Origin of the sequence: Sphingopyxis sp. P1IMeth2 (genome assembly GCF_900185685.1) — a bacterium.
Lineage (GTDB): Bacteria > Pseudomonadota > Alphaproteobacteria > Sphingomonadales > Sphingomonadaceae > Sphingopyxis > Sphingopyxis terrae_A.
Genome location: NZ_FYAT01000014.1, coordinates 17,779 through 35,427, shown reverse-complemented (window position 1 = coordinate 35,427; position 17,649 = coordinate 17,779). Strand labels below are relative to the sequence as shown.

At 66.6% G+C, this 17,649-nt stretch carries 19 protein-coding genes; 17 read left to right on the top strand and 2 right to left on the bottom strand.

All coding sequences use genetic code 11. The features are described from left to right. Window positions 1-28 precede the first annotated feature (28 nt). Window positions 29-700 (bottom strand): OmpW/AlkL family protein, encoded by a 672-nt coding sequence (locus tag P1IM2_RS13645; protein WP_003041537.1) that lies wholly within the window; start codon window positions 698-700, stop codon window positions 29-31. 171 nt (window positions 701-871) lie between these two features. Here P1IM2_RS13645 and ccoN point away from each other — a divergent pair, with 171 nt between their 5' ends. From ccoN to hemN, 10 genes are all read left to right on the top strand, one after another. After that, complete coding sequence (gene ccoN, locus P1IM2_RS13640) at window positions 872-2,530, top strand: cytochrome-c oxidase, cbb3-type subunit I (protein WP_186402815.1); 1,659 nt, start codon at window positions 872-874, stop codon at window positions 2,528-2,530. Window positions 2,531-2,543: 13 nt separating this feature from the next. Next, on the top strand, window positions 2,544-3,317 hold the full coding sequence (ccoO, locus tag P1IM2_RS13635) for a cytochrome-c oxidase, cbb3-type subunit II (protein ID WP_186402814.1): 774 nt from the start codon (window positions 2,544-2,546) through the stop codon (window positions 3,315-3,317). Further along, entirely contained in the window at window positions 3,314-3,472 is a 159-nt protein-coding gene (locus tag P1IM2_RS13630) for a cbb3-type cytochrome c oxidase subunit 3 (RefSeq protein ID WP_086456482.1), read from the top strand. Before ccoO ends, P1IM2_RS13630 begins: the two co-directional genes overlap by 4 nt. Then, on the top strand, window positions 3,465-4,406 hold the full coding sequence (gene ccoP / locus P1IM2_RS13625) for a cytochrome-c oxidase, cbb3-type subunit III (RefSeq protein WP_186402813.1): 942 nt from the start codon (window positions 3,465-3,467) through the stop codon (window positions 4,404-4,406). The genes P1IM2_RS13630 and ccoP overlap by 8 nt, the downstream gene beginning before the upstream one ends. Next, on the top strand, window positions 4,393-5,865 hold the full coding sequence (ccoG, locus tag P1IM2_RS13620; protein ID WP_186402812.1) for a cytochrome c oxidase accessory protein CcoG: 1,473 nt from the start codon (window positions 4,393-4,395) through the stop codon (window positions 5,863-5,865). Before ccoP ends, ccoG begins: the two co-directional genes overlap by 14 nt. Continuing rightward, on the top strand, window positions 5,862-6,323 hold the full coding sequence (locus tag P1IM2_RS13615; RefSeq protein WP_186402811.1) for a FixH family protein: 462 nt from the start codon (window positions 5,862-5,864) through the stop codon (window positions 6,321-6,323). Before ccoG ends, P1IM2_RS13615 begins: the two co-directional genes overlap by 4 nt. Next, the gene (locus P1IM2_RS13610) at window positions 6,320-8,443 is read left to right on the top strand and encodes a heavy metal translocating P-type ATPase (RefSeq protein WP_186402810.1); all 2,124 of its coding nucleotides are present in this window, start codon (window positions 6,320-6,322) and stop codon (window positions 8,441-8,443) included. The genes P1IM2_RS13615 and P1IM2_RS13610 overlap by 4 nt, the downstream gene beginning before the upstream one ends. Beyond that, window positions 8,440-8,595 carry a cbb3-type cytochrome oxidase assembly protein CcoS gene (ccoS, locus tag P1IM2_RS13605; protein WP_058812252.1) on the top strand — a complete coding sequence of 52 codons (156 nt, stop codon included), beginning with the start codon at window positions 8,440-8,442 and terminating at the stop codon, window positions 8,593-8,595. Before P1IM2_RS13610 ends, ccoS begins: the two co-directional genes overlap by 4 nt. After that, the gene (locus P1IM2_RS13600; RefSeq protein ID WP_186402809.1) at window positions 8,592-8,819 is read left to right on the top strand and encodes a hypothetical protein; all 228 of its coding nucleotides are present in this window, start codon (window positions 8,592-8,594) and stop codon (window positions 8,817-8,819) included. The genes ccoS and P1IM2_RS13600 overlap by 4 nt, the downstream gene beginning before the upstream one ends. 65 nt (window positions 8,820-8,884) lie before the next feature. Beyond that, a complete protein-coding gene (hemN, locus tag P1IM2_RS13595; protein ID WP_186402808.1) occupies window positions 8,885-10,210 on the top strand; it encodes an oxygen-independent coproporphyrinogen III oxidase in 1,326 nt (441 codons plus the stop codon). 93 nt (window positions 10,211-10,303) lie between these two features. Here the strand turns inward: hemN and P1IM2_RS13590 are convergent, their stop codons facing one another. Next, window positions 10,304-10,588: a hypothetical protein gene (locus tag P1IM2_RS13590; protein WP_186402807.1), complete on the bottom strand. Its 285-nt coding sequence runs from the start codon at window positions 10,586-10,588 to the stop codon at window positions 10,304-10,306. A gap of 242 nt (window positions 10,589-10,830) precedes the next feature. On the opposite strand from P1IM2_RS13590, the gene P1IM2_RS13585 reads away from it, so the two are divergent. The 7 genes from P1IM2_RS13585 to P1IM2_RS13555 all read left to right on the top strand — a co-directional run bounded on the left by P1IM2_RS13585 (window position 10,831) and on the right by P1IM2_RS13555 (window position 17,409). Beyond that, window positions 10,831-11,640 (top strand): AcvB/VirJ family lysyl-phosphatidylglycerol hydrolase, encoded by an 810-nt coding sequence (locus P1IM2_RS13585; RefSeq protein WP_186402806.1) that lies wholly within the window; start codon window positions 10,831-10,833, stop codon window positions 11,638-11,640. Between the two features lies 1 nt (window position 11,641). Then, window positions 11,642-12,040 carry a DUF2147 domain-containing protein gene (locus P1IM2_RS13580; RefSeq protein ID WP_186402805.1) on the top strand — a complete coding sequence of 133 codons (399 nt, stop codon included), beginning with the start codon at window positions 11,642-11,644 and terminating at the stop codon, window positions 12,038-12,040. Further along, the gene (mprF, locus tag P1IM2_RS13575) at window positions 12,037-14,634 is read left to right on the top strand and encodes a bifunctional lysylphosphatidylglycerol flippase/synthetase MprF (protein ID WP_186402804.1); all 2,598 of its coding nucleotides are present in this window, start codon (window positions 12,037-12,039) and stop codon (window positions 14,632-14,634) included. Before P1IM2_RS13580 ends, mprF begins: the two co-directional genes overlap by 4 nt. A gap of 96 nt (window positions 14,635-14,730) precedes the next feature. Beyond that, complete coding sequence (locus tag P1IM2_RS13570) at window positions 14,731-15,138, top strand: PDZ domain-containing protein (RefSeq protein WP_186402803.1); 408 nt, start codon at window positions 14,731-14,733, stop codon at window positions 15,136-15,138. Next, window positions 15,107-15,793 carry a response regulator transcription factor gene (locus P1IM2_RS13565; protein WP_186402802.1) on the top strand — a complete coding sequence of 229 codons (687 nt, stop codon included), beginning with the start codon at window positions 15,107-15,109 and terminating at the stop codon, window positions 15,791-15,793. The genes P1IM2_RS13570 and P1IM2_RS13565 overlap by 32 nt, the downstream gene beginning before the upstream one ends. Beyond that, window positions 15,780-17,180: an ATP-binding protein gene (locus tag P1IM2_RS13560; RefSeq protein ID WP_186402801.1), complete on the top strand. Its 1,401-nt coding sequence runs from the start codon at window positions 15,780-15,782 to the stop codon at window positions 17,178-17,180. The genes P1IM2_RS13565 and P1IM2_RS13560 overlap by 14 nt, the downstream gene beginning before the upstream one ends. A gap of 25 nt (window positions 17,181-17,205) precedes the next feature. After that, a complete protein-coding gene (locus P1IM2_RS13555; RefSeq protein ID WP_234178462.1) occupies window positions 17,206-17,409 on the top strand; it encodes a LuxR C-terminal-related transcriptional regulator in 204 nt (67 codons plus the stop codon). The last annotated feature ends 240 nt before the right edge of the window (window positions 17,410-17,649 follow it).

Sequence of the window (17,649 nt, the reverse complement as noted above, 5' to 3'; positions counted from 1 at the left end):
ATGTCGCCGATCAGTGCCGCGCGCCGCTTCAGAAGCGGAACGCCACCCCGGCGCTGATCACCCACGGGTCGAGCTTGTGCTTGGTCTGCAGCACTTCGGTCGTACCTGCATACCAGGTCGCGGTCGGGCGCAGGAAATAGCGCTTCGCATCGAACGAGACCGCCAGCCCCTTGTCGTTCACCGGAATATCGATCCCGGCCTGCACCGCGGCGCCGAACTTGTCGTTGATCTTCTGCCGCGTCGCGCCCAGCCCGCGCGTCGTCACGCCCGGCTTTTCGTCGATGAAGAAGAAATAGCTCGGGCCAGCGCCGACATAGGGCTGAATCCCGCCGTCGCGGCCGAAATGATATTTCAGCGTCAGCGTCGCGGGGATGATCTTGACGTCGGACACGAGCTCAGCACCCGCCAGCGCCCCGGCGCCGTCGACATCATGCTGGGTCACGCCCGCAATGGTTTCGAGCGAAACATTGTCGGTGACGAAATATTCGACCGCGATCGTCGGCGTGACATTGTCGTTCGCCTTGCTCTGCGTCCCGGCCGGCAGGCTGAGGCCGTCATATTTCACGTCGGTGATCTTGCCGTCGGGCGCGACGAGGGTCGCGAGCAGCTTCACCTGAACGTCCCCGGCCTTGGCCTGGGCCTGGCCCGGAACCACCATGGCAGCGGCCAGGGCAGCGAGGGAGAGATAATGCGTCTTCATGTCGTGACTCCTTGCGTTGACGAGCGCCTCCCTGCGCTTGCCCGCCGCGCCGCGCATTGATGGAACGCAAAAAATTACTTGATCCTGGTCAATGTTTTGGCGGCCGCCCCCGTCCATGAGCGGTTCCCAGCCGTGCGGTCGAAGGGACCGCGCCAAGCAGGGACAAGCAATATGGACGGTGTGGTTTTAAAGGCGGGTGGCTGGCTGGCGCTGGCCATCCTCGCGCTCATTATGGCAGCGCTGGCGGTCGATGCGCCCTTTGCGGTGCATATGGGGATCGTCGCGATCGCCTGTCTCGCCGTTCTGTGGGCAACCGTCTCGCGCGCCGATTTCGACGGTATCGCGCGCGGCATATTGAAAATGCCCGGCGATGAAGGCGTCTATGACGACGACCCGATCCGCTGGGGCGTAATCGCAACGCTGTTCTGGGGCACCGCGGGTTTCCTTGCCGGCCTCTATATCGCGCTGCAGCTCGCCTATCCCGCGCTCAACCTCGGCTTCGAATATACGACCTTCGGCCGGCTGCGCCCGCTGCATACCTCGGCAGTGATCTTCGCCTTCGGCGGCAACGCGCTCATCGCGACGAGCTTTTACGTCGTTCAGCGCACTTGCCGCGCGCGGCTCGCCTTGCCTTCGCTCGCCCGCTTCGTCTTCTGGGGTTATCAGCTGTTCATCGTGCTGGCTGCCACCGGCTATCTGATGGGCGTGACCGAGGGCAAGGAATATGCCGAGCCCGAATGGTATGTCGACCTGTGGCTGACCATCGTCTGGGTCGCCTATCTGGCGGTGTTCGTCGGCACGATCATCAAGCGCCGCGAACCCCATATCTATGTCGCCAACTGGTTCTACCTCAGCTTCATCCTGACGATCGCGATGCTGCACATCGTCAACAATCTGTCGCTGCCAGCCACGATCTTCGGGTCGAAGAGCTACGCCGCCTTCGCAGGGGTCCAGGATGCGCTGACGCAATGGTGGTACGGCCATAATGCGGTCGGCTTCTTCCTGACCGCCGGCTTCCTGGCGATGATGTATTATTTCGTGCCCAAGCAGGCCGAACGCCCCGTCTACAGCTATCGCCTGTCGATCATCCACTTCTGGTCGCTGATCTTCCTCTATATCTGGGCGGGTCCGCACCATCTGCACTACACCGCGCTGCCCGACTGGGCGCAGACGCTGGGCATGGTCTTTTCGATCATGCTGTGGATGCCGAGCTGGGGCGGCATGATCAACGGCCTGATGACGCTGAACGGCGCATGGGACAAGATCCGCACCGACCCGATCATCCGCATGATGGTGATGGCGCTCGCCTTCTATGGCATGAGCACCTTCGAAGGCCCGATGATGTCGATCAAATGGGTCAATTCCATGTCGCACTACACCGACTGGACTATCGGCCACGTCCATTCGGGCGCGCTCGGCTGGAACGGCATGATCACCTTCGCCAGCCTCTATTATCTCATCCCGCGCCTGTGGGGCCGTCAGCGGCTCTACAGTCTGCGCATGGTCAACTGGCACTTCTGGCTCGCGACCGTCGGCATCGTTTTCTACGCCGCCTCGATGTGGGTTGCGGGGATCATGCAGGGGCTGATGTGGCGCGAATATGGCCCCGACGGCTATCTCGTCTACAGCTTCGCCGAAAGCGTTGCCGCAATGCATCCCATGTATCTGATCCGGGCGACCGGCGGCGCGCTCTACCTGTCGGGCTTCGTGATCATGCTGATCAACGTCGGCTACACCCTCGCCGGCCGCGTCCGCGACGAAAAGCCGATGACCGAAACGCCCCACAACGCCGCGACGGATCGCCCGCTCGCGCCCGTTCCCGCCGAATAAGGAGGCCCCGACCATGGCAACCCAACCCGCCGAAAAGGGCTTCAGCCACAAAAAGCTCGAGCGCAACGTCAGCCTTCTCGGCCTCTTTGCGCTCGTCACCGTGGCGATCGGCGGTCTCGTCGAGATCGCACCGCTCTTCTGGATCGACAATACGGTCGAAAAGGTCGACGGCATGCGGCCCTACACCCCGCTCGAACTCGCCGGCCGTAACATCTACATCCGCGAAGGCTGCTATCTGTGCCACAGCCAGATGATCCGTCCCTTCCGCGACGAGGTCGAACGCTATGGCCACTACAGCCTCGCGGCGGAAAGCATGTACGACCATCCCTTCCAATGGGGGTCGAAACGCACCGGGCCCGACCTCGCGCGCGTCGGCGGCCGCTATTCGGACGAATGGCACCGCGCGCACCTGGTCGATCCGCGCAGTGTCGTACCCGAATCGATCATGCCGCCCTACGCCTTCCTCGCCGAAAACGACCTCAAGACCGATGATCTGCGCAACGACCTGACCGCGCTCTATCGCGTCGGCGTCCCCTATACGAAAGAGGACATCGCCAAGGCGAATGAGGATCTGAAGGCGCAGGTCGACCCCGCCTCGGCCGCCGATCTGCAGAAGCGCTATCCCAAGGCGCAGGTTCGCGATTTCGACGGCGATCCGACCCGTCTGACCGAAATGGACGCGCTCGTCGCCTATCTCCAGATGCTCGGCACGCTCGTCGATGTCGAAAAGGCGGCGCCGCAGGAGCAGGCGCATGTCGCCGACGCCCCGCAGGGGAAGGCGCCATGACCTATAATGATTTGAGGCACTTCGCCGACAGCTGGGGCCTGCTTGGCATGGCCCTGCTGTTCCTCGGCCTGATCGCCTGGCCCTTTCGCAAGGGCGCTGGCGACCGCAATCGCGAGGCCGCAACGATGATCTTCGAGGACGACGACCATGGCTGACAAAAGGCGCATCGACGAAGCCACCGGCACAAGCACGGTCGGCCATGAATGGGACGGGATCGAGGAGCTCAACACCCCGCTGCCGCGGTGGTGGCTGTGGACCTTCTATCTCACCATCATCTGGGCGCTCGGCTACGCAATCCTCTATCCCGCCTGGCCGATGTTGCACAGCGCGACCAAGGGCGTGCTCGGCTGGAGCAGCCGCGGCCAGCTCGAAAAGGAACTCGCCGCCGAGGCGCAGCGGCGGGCGCCGATCGTCAATGCGATCGCCGCCACCCCGATCGCCGAACTGCCCGCCCGGCCGCAACTGATGCAGGCCGCGATCCAAGGCGGGGGCGCGGCGTTCCGCGTCCATTGCGTTCAGTGCCACGGTGCCGGAGGCGCTGGTGTAAAGAAGCTCTATCCCAATCTGACCGACGATGACTGGCTGTGGGGCGGCGACCTCGCCGCGATCCACTATACGATCACCAACGGCATCCGGAATCCGGACGTGAAGACGACGCGGACCAGCCAGATGCCCGCTTTCGGCCGGGACGGCATCCTCGACGCCGCGCAGATCGACGATCTGGTCAGCCATGTGCGTGTCATCAGCCGTCAGGAAAAGCCCAGCGCCTCGTCGGCGCGCGGCGCGGCGCTCTTCTCGGCCAATTGCGCGGTCTGTCACGGCGCCGGCGGCGAAGGCGGCCGCAGCGTCGGCGCGCCCAAGCTGACCGACGCCATCTGGCTCTATGGCGGCGATCGCGCCAGCCTGACCGCGACGATCAACCAGCCGCGCAACGGCGTGATGCCGCACTGGGGCGAACGGCTCGACCCGGTGACGATCAAGATGCTCGCCGCCTATGTTTATTCGCTGGGCGGCGGCGAAAAGGCGCCGGCACCCGCGGCGGTGGCCGCAGCCGCCCCGGAAGGGCAGGGAGCCGATGGCCAGCCCTGACGATCTGACCGGCGGCAAGACGTCGCTCTACGCCGCCCGGAAGGCCGTCTATCCCAAGCGGGTGGACGGCCCCTTCCGCCGCCTGAAGTGGGCGATCATGGCGGTGACACTGGCGATCTATTACGGGACGCCGTGGATCCGCTGGGACCGCGGCCCCTATGCACCCGACCAGGCGGTGCTCGTCGATCTTGCGCACCGGCGCTTCTACATGTTCCAGATTGAAATCTGGCCGCACGAATTCTATTATGTCGCCGGGCTGCTCATCATGGCGGGCATCGGCCTGTTTCTGGTGACGAGCGCGGTCGGCCGCGCCTGGTGCGGCTATGCCTGTCCGCAGACCGTGTGGACCGACCTGTTCCAGCATGTCGACCGGCTGGTCGACGGCGATCGCAACGCACAGATCCGCCTCGCGCAGGGGCGGTGGAGCGCCGAAAAGATCGGCAAGCGCGCGCTCAAATATGCGATCTACCTGACCATCGCCTTCTGGACCGGCGGCGCATGGATCATGTATTTCGCCGATGCGCCGACGCTGACGCATGACTTCTGGACCGGTCAGGCGGCACCGGTCGCCTATGGCACCGTTGCGGTGCTGACCGCGACGACCTTCGTCCTTGGCGGCTTCATGCGCGAACAGGTGTGCATCTACATGTGCCCCTGGCCGCGCATCCAGACCGCGATGATGGACGAAAAGTCGCTGCTCGTGACCTATCGCGAGTGGCGCGGCGAACCGCGCGGCAGCACCAAGAAGGCGATGGCGCACCCCGGCGCCTTCGGCGACTGCATCGATTGCAACCAGTGCGTCGCGGTCTGCCCCACCGGCATCGACATCCGCGAGGGACCACAGATCGGCTGCATCACCTGCGCGCTGTGCATCGACGCCTGCGACGGGGTGATGGCACAGGTCGGCCGTCCGCGCGGCCTGATCGACTATTGCACGCTCGAGGATGTCGCGGCGGAAAAGGCCGGCGGCACCGCGCGGCCGGTACGCAAGACGCTGTTTCGCCCGCGCACGATCATCTATTTTTCGATCTGGTGCGCGATCGGCGCCGCCATGCTGTTCACGCTGGGCCAGCGCACGCGGCTCGACCTCGCCGTCCAGCACGAACGCAGCCCGCTCTACGTCCAGCTTTCGGACGGACATATCCGCAACAATTACACGCTCAAGCTGCGCAACATGGAAACGCGCCCGCGCGCGGTCGAGGTGACGGTCAGCGGGCTCAAGGATGCCGCGCTTTGGACCGAGGAGGGCTCGCGCGACAAGGCGGCGCAGCGGATTACGCTGACCCTCGCGCCCGACAGCGTCACCCGCGTCAAGCTGTTCGTCGCCGCCCCCGCCGCGGGCGCGGCGCGGCAGGATTTCACGATCGCGACGCGCGGCCTCGACGGCGACCCGCGCGGCGACAGCGAAACCATCCAGTTCGACCGGCCGCCGGTCGACAATCAGGAGCCCGGACAATGAGCAAGGCGCGCCGCTTCACCGGTTGGCACATGACGACGATCCTCGTCGCCTTCTTCGCGGTCGTCATCACCGTGAACATCGTCATGGCGCGATTTGCCCTCTCGACTTTCGGCGGCACCGTCGTCGAAAACAGCTATGTCGCGAGCCAGCATTACAATGAATGGCTTGCCCGCGCCGCTGCGCAGGACCGACTGGGCTGGGACAAGAGCGCCACGCTCGATGCCGACCGCCACATCGAACTCGCCGTCGGCAGCCAGGGCAAGCCGCTCGACGGGCTGGCGACGACCGCGACGCTCAGCCACCCGCTCGGCCAGTTGCCAGCGCGCGCGGTGCATTTCGCGCCGGCAGCGGGCGGCCGCCTGATCTCGCGCGAAACGGTCCCGGCGGGCCGCTGGCGGCTCGACCTTTCGGTCCGGCACGGCGCCGACGAAGCCCGCTACCGGATCGATCTGCAATGAGCGTTGCCACCGCCTCGCCACTGGTCGAGCGCGACTTCGCGGTTCCCGATATCCGCTGCGCGGGCTGCATCTCGAAGCTCGAACAAGGGCTGGTCCGCGATCGGCGCATCGCCTCGGCGCGCGTCAACTTCACCGAAAAGCGCGTCCATATCGCCTGCACCCCGGACGCCGAGACGCCTGATCTGGTTGGCGCCTTCGCGCTGCTGGGGTTCGAGGCGCATCCGATCGGCGACGCCCCCGGCGAAGGCGATCCCGAAGCGGCGAGCAGCCGCGAATTGCTGCGTGCGGTCGCCGTCGCGGGCTTCGCAATGATGAATGTCATGCTGCTGTCGGTATCGGTCTGGTCGGGTGCCGAGGGCGCGACGCGCGACCTGTTCCACTGGCTGTCGGCGGCGATCGCGCTGCCGACCATCGCCTATTCGGGGCGCCCCTTCTTCCGCTCGGCATGGCGCGCGCTGCGCCACGGCGGAACCAATATGGACGTGCCGATCAGCATCGGCGTCGTCATCACCAGCGCGCTCAGCGTCTACGAAACCGCGACGCACGGCCAGCACGCCTATTTCGACGGCGTCGTCATGCTCCTCTTCTTCCTGCTGTGCGGACGCTGGCTCGACAGCGTGATGCGCGACCGCGCCCGTGGCGGCGTTACCGCGCTGCTCCGCAACATGGGCACCGGCGCGACGGTTCTGCGCGGCGAAGGAAGCGGCCACTGGGTCGATGCAACCGCGCTTCAGCCGGGCATGGTGATGCTGGTCGCTGCCGGCGAACGGCTTGCCGCCGACGGGGTCATCGCCGCGGGGTCGAGCCAGATCGACCTGTCGCTGCTCACCGGCGAAAGCGCGCCGCAGGCGGTGCATGTCGACGACCATGTCCACGCCGGTACGCTCAATCTCGGCGCTCCGATCCGCGTCCGGATTACCGCCGCGGGCGCCGACACCGCCATCGCGGATATCGCGCGGCTGATGGGCGAGGCGGCGCAGGGCAAGTCGCGCTATGTCCGCATCGCCGATCGCGCCGCCCGCTTCTATGCGCCCGCGGTCCACACGCTCGCGCTGCTCGCATTCGCGGGCTGGATAATCGCCGGCGCAGGCTGGCATCATAGCCTCCTGATCGCGGTCGCGGTGCTCATCATCACCTGCCCCTGCGCACTCGGCCTTGCGGTTCCGGCGGCGCAGATCGTCGCAGCGGGGGCGCTTATGCGCGTCGGTGTGCTGATCAAGGACGGCTCGGCGCTCGAACGCATGGCCGAGGTCGACCGGGCGCTGATCGACAAGACAGGAACGCTGACGCTCGGCCGGCCGGTCGCCACCGATCTCCACGCCGTCGATCCCGCCCATCGCCCGCTGCTCCTCGCGCTGGCGCAGGCCAGCCGCCACCCGCTCAGCGAAGCGCTGACGCGCGGCCTGTCGGCGCTCGGCGTGGCGCCCGAAACGGTCCAGAATATCCGCGAAACGCCGGGCTTCGGTATCGAGGCGGACTGGCATGGGCACAAAGTCACGCTCGGACGCCCGCAAAGCCCCGCGGCGGGCACCGCGCTGGCCACCGAACTCGCCATCGACGGCGATCCGCTTGCGACGATCCGCTTCGCCGACCAACTTCGCCCCGACGCGCGTGCCGCAATCGACGCACTGGCGGCCGAGGGTATCAACGCGACGATCCTGTCGGGCGACCGGGCCGAGGCGGTGGCACCCGTCGCCCGCGAGCTCGGCATCACCGCCCAGACCGGCATGACGCCGCAGGACAAGCTCGCCGCGATCGCCCGCCATGCGGGCGCCGGACACCGGGTGTTGATGATCGGCGACGGCCTCAACGACGGCCCGGCACTGGCCGCCGGTCATGCCTCTATGGCGCCGGGATCGGCAAGCGACGCGGGCAAGAATGCCGCCGACTGCATCTTCCTCGGCGACCGGCTGACGCCGGTGGTGCAGACGGTGCGCATGGCGCGCCGGACGCAGCGGATCGTGAAGCAGAATTTCGCGCTCGCCATCAGCTATAATATCGTCGCGGTGCCGCTCGCCATCTTCGGCCATGTGACCCCGTTGATCGCGGCCATCGCGATGTCGGGTTCGTCGCTGATCGTGGTGGGCAACGCGTTGCGCCTGAAGGCGGCGATCCGGTGAACGGTTTGCTTTTCCTGATCCCGATCGCGCTCGGGCTGGGACTGCTCGGTCTTGCGGCCTTCTTCTGGTCACTGCGCCACGGCCAGTTCGACGATCTCGACGGCGCCGCATTGCGCATCTTCGTCGAGGATGAAGAGGACGCCGCGCCATGATCCTGCGCCCGCTCGCCTCGCTCGCCGCCGCCACCGGACTCGCCTTCGCGCCGCTTGCCAGCGATGCGCAGATCTTGCTGCTTCCCGCATGCGGCGGCGGGACGCATCTGCTCGTCGTTCCCGGCGCCCCGGACAAGCCCGGCGACCCCCCCTGTTCGAAGCCCTGCCATGCCGTGACCGAGCGGCGAAGCAAGCCGACCGACGACAAAAAGGGTTGTTGCTGACATGGCCGCAGCCGCTTTGACCTTGGTCAATGCGGCAAAGACCGCCCGCCCGTAGGACCGTGGCCATGTGGACCTATTATCCCGAGCTGCTCGCAAAGCCCGTGCCGCGCTACACCAGCTATCCCACCGCGGTGGAATTTGGCGAGGCGGTGGGCGAAGCCGATTATGCGCGGGCGCTTGATGCGATCGAGCCGGCCACGCCGCTTTCGCTCTATGCCCATATCCCCTTTTGCGAACAGATTTGCTGGTATTGCGGCTGCAATACCGGGGCCGCAGGCCGCAAGCAGCGGCTCGCCGACTATCTCGTCGCGCTACGCGCCGAAATCGCGATGGTGGCGAAACGGATCGGCGGCCGCGCGCGCGTCCAGCATATCGCTTTTGGCGGCGGCAGCCCAAATGCGGTCGCGCCCGTTGAATTCGTCCGCATCCTCGACCGCCTGCTGACCGTCTTCGACGTCAGCCGGCCCGAAATATCGATCGAGATCGATCCGCGCGGCTTCACGACCGAATGGGCGCTTGTCCTCGCCGCGTCGAACGTCACGCGTGTCAGCCTGGGCGTTCAGACCTTTGCCCCGCACATCCAGCAAGCGATCGGCCGCGTCCAGCCGCTCCGCGATATCGAGGCGACGGTCGCGGCGCTGCGCCTGCGCGGGATCGACGCGATCAATTTCGATCTGATGTACGGGCTGCCGGGGCAGACCATCGCCGATCTCGGCGCGACGCTCGACGAAACGATCCGCCTCGCTCCCAGCCGGATCGCGTTGTTCGGCTATGCGCATCTGCCCGCGATGTTGCCCCGGCAACGGCGCATCGACGCGACCGACCTGCCCGACGACCGGTTGCGCTTCGAACAAGCGGCGCACGGTTTCGAACGGCTGACCGCGGCGGGCTATATTCCCGTCGGCTTCGATCATTTCGTGCTGCCGGGCGATCCGCTTGCCGCGGCGGCCAAGGCGGGGCGCGTCAACCGCAATTTCCAGGGCTTCACCGAAGACGACGCCCCCGTCCTCCTCGGCTTCGGGGCGAGCGCGATCAGCCGTTTTCGAGGGTTGATCGTCCAGAATGAAAAGCGCGCCGGCCCCTATCGCGACCTGATCGGCGAAGGGCGGCTTGCCGCCGTGCGCGGCGTCGCGGTAGCCGATGAAGACCGCCTGCGCGGCGCGATTATCAAGGCGATCCTGTGTCATGGGCGCGCCGCGCTGCCCGCGGCATGGGCCGATGCCGCGCGCCCGGCGCTCGCGGACGTCGCGCAGCGCGGACTGATCCGCTGGGATGGCGACGAACTGGTGCTGGAAGAGGGATCGCAGCCTTATGCCCGCACCATTGCGGCGCGCTTCGACCGCTTCCGCGGCACCATCGCCCCTGCCGATACCGCCGCCATCGCGCGCTGATCGCGCGCCGCGCTTCGCCGGAACAAGAAAGGCCAGCTCTCGGGGCGCGAGAGCTGGCCAGCAGCAGGTTGTTCGGGGCTTCGGGTGCCGGGGTCAGCCCTTGCAAGCCTGCTTGTTCTTGTTGCCGGGAAGGCTGCAATTATAGGTCACGGTCTTGCCGTTCGCCTGCTTCGCCTTGACCATATGGCCGGTGGGGCGGGCTGCGGCGACGCGCTGCGGTGCGGCCTTCGGCTTGGCGGCAGCCTGCTTGAAAGGCTTCGCGGCGGGCTTGACCGCGGTCGTCGCGGGCTTCGCCGTCGTGGTTGCTGCAAAACTCGGGGCGGCGATCATCATCGTCGCGGCCAGGCCGACGCCGATCAGGGAACCAAAACGTGCCATCTCTATTACTCCGGATGTTCCCCTCGCACGGCCCTGGTCAAAGCGACGGGGTCGGCGGGGAAGCAGGACGTCCAGGGCGGGGTCTGGGTGGACAGGGGGTGATCCCGCCTTGGACAAACCCCTGTTAGACCGGCGAGGCCGACGGGGTGATGGCCGCGACATGACAATATGGTAATTCGCGCGCCAGCATCCGGACGGCCGGTCGGGTGCATATCGGGACCATGCTCGATGGGAGAATCCCCGTGACTGCGCACGCCGACACGGCACCGATCGCAGAACCCGCCGCGCCGGCCGCGCGCCGCCGCAGCATCCCGCGCGGCGTCCGGCTGGCGCTCGCCGGCCTGCTGCTTGCGCTGCTCGTGCTCGGCGATTTCTATGTCTGGGCGGGCTATTATCACGGACCGCTCTATCGCGATCTGGCATCGGCTGCGGCCGGGCCGGATCGGCCGGCGATCGTGATGCTGTCGGGCGATATGGGCAACAAGATCGGCATGACCCCGCCGGTGTCGCGGCGGATCAATCGCCGCGGCTATGCGGTGGTGACGGTCAATTCGCTCGCCTATTTCTCGCCGCGCCGCACGCCGCAGGAAGCGGCGACGCTGATCGAGAATGCGATGGCGCGGGCGATGCGGCTCGGCCGCACGCGCCGCGTTGTCCTGATCGGACAATCCTTCGGTGCCGACATGTTGCACGCCGGCCTCGCTGCGATGCCCGCGGCCGACCGGACACCGATCGGCGCCGTCATCCTGATCGTTCCCGGTCATGACATCATCTTCCGCGCCTCGCCGATCGAACTCGCCGGTCTCGAAATCCCCGACCAGCTCGCCTTGCCGACCGCATCGCAGCTCGACTGGGTGCCGCTCACCTGCATCTGGGGCACCAAGGAAAGTGACAGCCTGTGCCCCGAACTGACCTTTCCCGGCGTACGCAAGATCGCCTTGCCAGGCGGCCACAAGCTGCAATCCGACGACGCGGCGCTCGAAGCCGCAATCTATCCTGCCATTGCGCACGCGACCGACCGGATGCGCGCACCGTCCCCCCGGAGGAACTGATATGAAGGCTCTGGCGATCGCCCTGCTGCTCGGCGCCGCGACCGGCATTCCTGCCGCGCCGCCCGCGGCCAGCCCCCTCGGCGTCTGGCAAAATCCCAAAGGCACCATTTTGGTGCGCACGCGCAATTGCGGTGCAATGCTGTGCGGCAATATTGTCTGGGCGAGCCCCACCGCGCTCTCCGACGCGCGCGACGCCGGTGTCACCGCATTGATCGGCACCGAATTGCTCAGCGACTATCGCGCGACGGGTGCGGGGCGCTGGACCGGGCAGGTCTATGTGCCCGACCAGGGTCGTCGCTTTTATTCGACGATCGAGGTAAGGACCCCGAACAGCTTGCGAATTTCGGGTTGCATCCTGGGCGGGCTGATCTGCAAGCATCAGGAGTGGACGCGTCGATGACGGTTTTCAGGGGCGTACAATCCTGGACCTCGCGGCATCGCCGGACGCTGTCGATCGCAGCGGCGCTGATCGTCGCGGCGCTCGGTTTCACCGCGCTCTATCATTTGCTGCATTCGGTGCGCCCGCACGCGATTCGAGAGGCCTTTCGCGCGGTGTCCAACGCGCAGATCGGATTCGCGCTGCTGCTGACCGCGACCAGCTATCTGCTTCTCACCTTTTACGATACCGGCGCATTGCGCGTCATCGGCCGCAAATTGCCCTGGCGCACGGCCGCCCTCGCCTCCTTCACAAGCTACACGCTCAGTCACAATCTGGGCCTGGCCCTCCTGACCGGCGGCTCGGCGCGCTACCGCGTCTACCGCGCCGCGGGTCTCAGCGGCGGAGAGGTCGGGAGCGTGATCGCGCTTGCCAGCCTGAGCTTCTGGAACGGCGTCGTTCTGCTCGCGGGTCTGGCGGCCATGGCGAGTACCCAGTTGCTGCCGATTTTCGACATCGGCCTGTCGCTGCACTGGCTGCATCTCGGCGGGATGGTCGTCGCGACCCTGTGCCTCATCCCGCTGCTGCTCCGCCATTTCGGGCTGACCGCGCTCGACATCGGCGGATGGCGCACCCCGATCCCGGACCTGAAGACAAGTGCGTCGATGACGCTCGTCGCCGCGCTCGATCTGGCTGCGGCCAGCGCGGCGCTGTTCGTGCTGCTGCCAGCGCCCGACCCCGCCGCCTACCCCGCCTTTTTCCTTGGCTATGCCTTCGCGATCATCGCGGCGCTGATCAGCCATGTACCCGGCGGGCTCGGCGTGTTCGAGGCGGTAGTGATCGCGATGGTCCCTGGCGACAAGGCGCAGCTCCTTGCCGCGCTGCTCGCCTATCGCGTCATTTATTATCTGCTGCCGCTGCTGCTCGCAGCGCTGCTGCTTGCCTGGCACGAAAGCAAGGCGTGGCACGCCCCGGCGCGCCAGTTCGCCGCGGCGGGCGAATCGCTGCTCCGCGAACTGGCACCCCCGCTGTTCGCCGCACTCGTCTTCGCCGGTGGCCTGATCCTGCTCCTGTCGGGGTCGACCCCCGCCGAAGCGGGGCGGATGCACGATTTGCGGCATATCCTGCCGCTGCCCTTCGTCGAAGCATCGCATATCGCAGCCAGCCTGTCAGGCACGCTGCTGCTCTTTCTCGCGCCCGGTCTTCTGCGCCGCCTCAACGGCGCCTTCGTCGCGACGCGCGCGCTGCTGCTCGCCGCGGCGATTTTTTCGCTGACCAAAGGGTTCGATTATGAGGAGGCAGTGATCCTCCTTGCCATCTGCGCCGCGCTGCAATGGAGCCGCCCCGCCTTTTACCGCAAGACTTCGCTGATCGACGCACCGCTGTCGACCGGCTGGATCGTGGCGGCGCTGATCGCGATCCTGGGGTCGGCCTTCGTCGGTTTCTTTGCTTACAAGCATGTCGATTATACCAGCAGCCTGTGGTGGCAATTCAGCTTGCGCGGCGACGCGCCGCGCTTTCTGCGCGCGAGTTTCGGGATCGCAGTCCTGATCACCGGCCTCGCGCTGTGGCGACTATTCGCGCCGTCGGCCCGCACGGTGCGCGATACGCCGGTGGGGTTCGATGCGCTCCAAACGGCGCTGGCGCTCAGCGACAGCACCGATGCCTTTCTGGCCTATACCGGCGACAAGCGCTTCCTGCTCGCCGATGAGGGCGACGCCTTCCTGATGTACCGGGTGCAGGGCGGCAACTGGATCGTGATGGGCGATCCGGTCGGCAAAGAGGATCGCTGGGCCGATCTCTTGTGGAAGCTGCGCGAGATGGCCGACGCAGCACAGGGACGCATCCTGCTCTATCAGATCAGCGCGGCGTGTCTGCCCCAGGCAATCGACCTAGGGCTGTCGATCGTCAAATATGGCGAAGAAGCACGCGTCGAGCTTGCCCGCTTCACCCTTGCCGGACCGCAGGCAAAGACGCTGCGACACGCCGAGCGCCGCGCAGTGCAGGAGGGCGCCGAATTCGCCGTAATCGCCGCCGCCGAGGTTCCCGCGCATCTTGCCGAACTCAAGGCCGTGTCGGACGATTGGCTGCACGCGAAAAAGCAGCGCGAAAAGGCGTTCAGCCTCGGCAGCTTCGATCCCGCCTATATAGCGCGCTTTCCCTGCGCGGTGGTACGGATAGACGGGCGGATCGTCGCTTTCGCCAATATATTGGCGACCCCCAATGGCGCCGAAATGTCGGTCGACCTGATGCGCCATGTGAACGACGTCCCCTATGGCGTTATGGATTTCCTGTTCATTCGCCTGATGCAGCATGCGCAGCAAGCGGGCTATCGCTGGTTCACGCTCGGCATCGCGCCCTTGTCGGGCATCGAGGGACGCAAGCTTGCGCCCGCATGGGCGAAGGGGGCCGCCTTCGTCTTTCGCCATGGCGAGATGCTCTATGGTTTTGAAGGCTTGCGCAGCTACAAGGCAAAATTCGCGACCGATTGGCAGCCGCGTTACATCGCAGGACCCCGCGGCATGGCCTTTGCGCAGGCGATGGCGGCGGTGCACCAGATCGTCTCGCGCGCGCCGGTCCGCAAGGATACCCGCGCGCCCATTGCAGCGACGGCTTGATCGGGGGCAAGATTACCGCAGTTTCATCTACTCGCCATCGGGCGGTGGGACGCGGCCTGCTACGCCGGTCCAATGGACCCGCCGCGCATCCGATCCATGCCGCCGACGGCCTTGTTGATCCTGCTGCTGGCGGGGATCGTTTTCCTGTCAGCGCGGCTCTATGCCTCGCCGCATTCGCGTGGCGGGGGACAGGTGGGGGGATTGACCTTCGAAGCGGAGCCTGTCCGGCGCCACCAGCCGATCGCGCTCGTCGTCACCAGCGTCGAGGACGGCGGGCCGGCCGCGAAAGCCGACATCGCGGCGGGCGACCGGATCGACCGGATCGATGGCCGCCCCATCGCGTCGGCGGCCGATGCCGCCGCGCGGCTACGCCGCGACGCGCGCAAGGGGGTGACGCTGCGAATTCGCCGTGGCATCCGGACAAGCTATAAGCATCTTCCCGCGACGCGCGGGCCACAGCCGGGGACAGTGCATGTCGCAGAAAATATTGCTCGTCGAAGATGACCGGACGACCGCCGAATTCATCAGCAAGAGCCTGACCGGCGAAGGCTTCGTTGTCGATCATGCCGCCGACGGCCGCGACGGCCTGTTTCATGCAACCGATGGCAGTTACGACGCGATCATCCTCGACCGCATGCTGCCCGGCATGGACGGCATGGCCCTGCTCGCGGCGATGCGCGCCGCGCAGATCGCGACGCCGGTTATCATCCTGTCGTCGCTTGGCGCGGTCGATGCGCGGGTCGAAGGGCTGACGTCGGGCGCCAATGATTATCTGGTCAAGCCTTTTGCCTTCTCCGAATTGCTGGCCCGGCTCAAGCTGCTCCTCGCCAAGCCCGGCAACGGCCCCCAGGTCGAAACGGCACTGTACTGCGAGGATCTGGAAATGAACCTGCTCAACCGCCGCGTGACGCGCGCTGGCAAGCGGATCGAACTGCAGCCGCGCGAGTTTCGCCTGCTCGAATATCTGCTCCGCCACAAGGAGCAGGTGGTGACGCGCACGATGATGCTGGAGGGGGTCTGGGAATATCATTTCGACCCCGGCACCAATGTCGTCGATGTTCATGTCAGCCGGCTGCGCCGCAAGATCGACGACGGGTTCGCAACGCCGCTGGTCCATACGATCCGCGGCGCGGGCTATATGCTCGGTGACGCGAGCTGACGGCCTGATGCGCGCAGGCTTCTTTCAATCGACGATCGTCCGCCTGACGCTGGCGCTGGTGATCGCGCAGGTCGCGGCGCTGGCGCTCGGTCTGACGATCATCCACCGCTTCACCCAGGCGACGATCATCGACGACGCGCGCATCGCCGCCGAAGTCGCGCGCGACGATTTTGCCGAGACCCAGCGCCAGCAAGGGCCCGAAGCGCTGGTTCAGGCGATCCGCGACCGGCTGACCCGGCGCGACGACCGCAACTTCGTCGTACTGTTGAAGGCGCCCGACGGCACACGCGTCGTCGGCAATCTCAGCCAATGGCCGGCGACAGTGTCCGACCATGAAGCGTGGCGCGAAATCCGCCTGTTCCGGCAGGATGCGGCCGAGGCCGAACCGATCGGGTTGATTACCACGCCGCTTCCCGGCGGCTATGCCCTGCTGACGGGCGAAGTGCTCGAGGCGCAGATTCAGCTCGCGCGCGCCAGTCAGGCCGCCTTTCTGTTCGCCCTCGCGGTCGGCATCACGATCGCCGGAATCGTCGCCGCGTTCGTCGCCTGGCTGCTCGGGCGGCGCATCGACGTCTTTTCGCGCGCCGCCTCCGCAATTGTCAGCGGCCGGCTCGACGCGCGGGTGGAGCGCGACCGGACCGGTGACGCCTTCGACCGGCTCGGCGTATCGATCAACGCGATGCTCGACCGGATCGAAACGCTGGTCGGCGAGCTGCGGATGCTCACCGACTCGATGGCGCACGATCTGCGTTCGCCGGTCGCGCGGATGAAGGCGAAGCTGGAACAGGCGCTGGGCCGCGCGCGCGACCCCGAAACGACGGCCGCGCTCGCCGGGGCGATCGACGAGGCCGACAGCCTGCATCGCCTGCTCGACACCGCGCTGGAGATCAGCCGCGCAGAGGCCGGGATCGGCCGCGACCAGTTCACGCGCTTCGCACTCGCGCCGCTGCTCGAAGACATGGCCGAAGTCTATGGCCCGCTCGCCGAGGACGAGGGTTTTGCGATCGCGGTGACGGCACCCGTCGATCTCGACGTGGTCGCGCACCGTGAAATGCTGGTCCGCGCGTTGTCGAACCTGATCGACAATGCCCTGAAATACGCAGCCGGCGGCACCCAGATCCGGCTGACCGCAGTCCGGGAAGCTGGCGATGCAATCGACCTCGCGGTAATCGACGACGGTCCCGGCATCCCCTCCGACCGCATCGCCGAGGCGGCGCGACGCTTCGTCCGGCTCGACCCCGCACGCGGCGGATCGGGTGCCGGGCTGGGATTGTCGCTGGTCGAAACGATCGCGCATATGCACGGCGGCCGAATGACGATTGCCCCGGCCGAGCCCCACGGTACCGTCGTCACGCTTCGTCTGCCGGTCATCGCGCCGGCCGCCTGATCGCCGCCGCCCCGAAGACTTCGAATTGACGCCGGAGCCGAGGCCGAGGCAGCCCTGCTCGGCGGCGGCGGGCACCTCTGGCACCATAGCGGCGGGGCTCGGCAACAAGGCGATCGCGCGGCAGCTCGACGTCAGTCCGAGCACCGTCGAGGTGCACCGCGCCAATGTCATGCGCCAGTCGGGCGCGGCGAGCGTCGCCGAGCTGCTACGGCTGCGCTTTTCGGTCTAATTCGCGCGGGGGCCGGATCGCCAATCCCGTCCATTTCGGAGCTTGAAGTCCGCCCGCCTCCGGACAGCGCGACAGATTGGCCCCTATAAGAGATTCGAACGGTCCGTCGCCCTTGTGTTGGTCCCCAAGGGCGATCCGTTCGACCGCGCGTGCCATCCCCACCTGGCCGCGCATCCCAGCCGGGCCGGCGGAGGATATTCCACTTCCGTCGGCTCGGCCCCTTCGCCGGACCTCCACAGA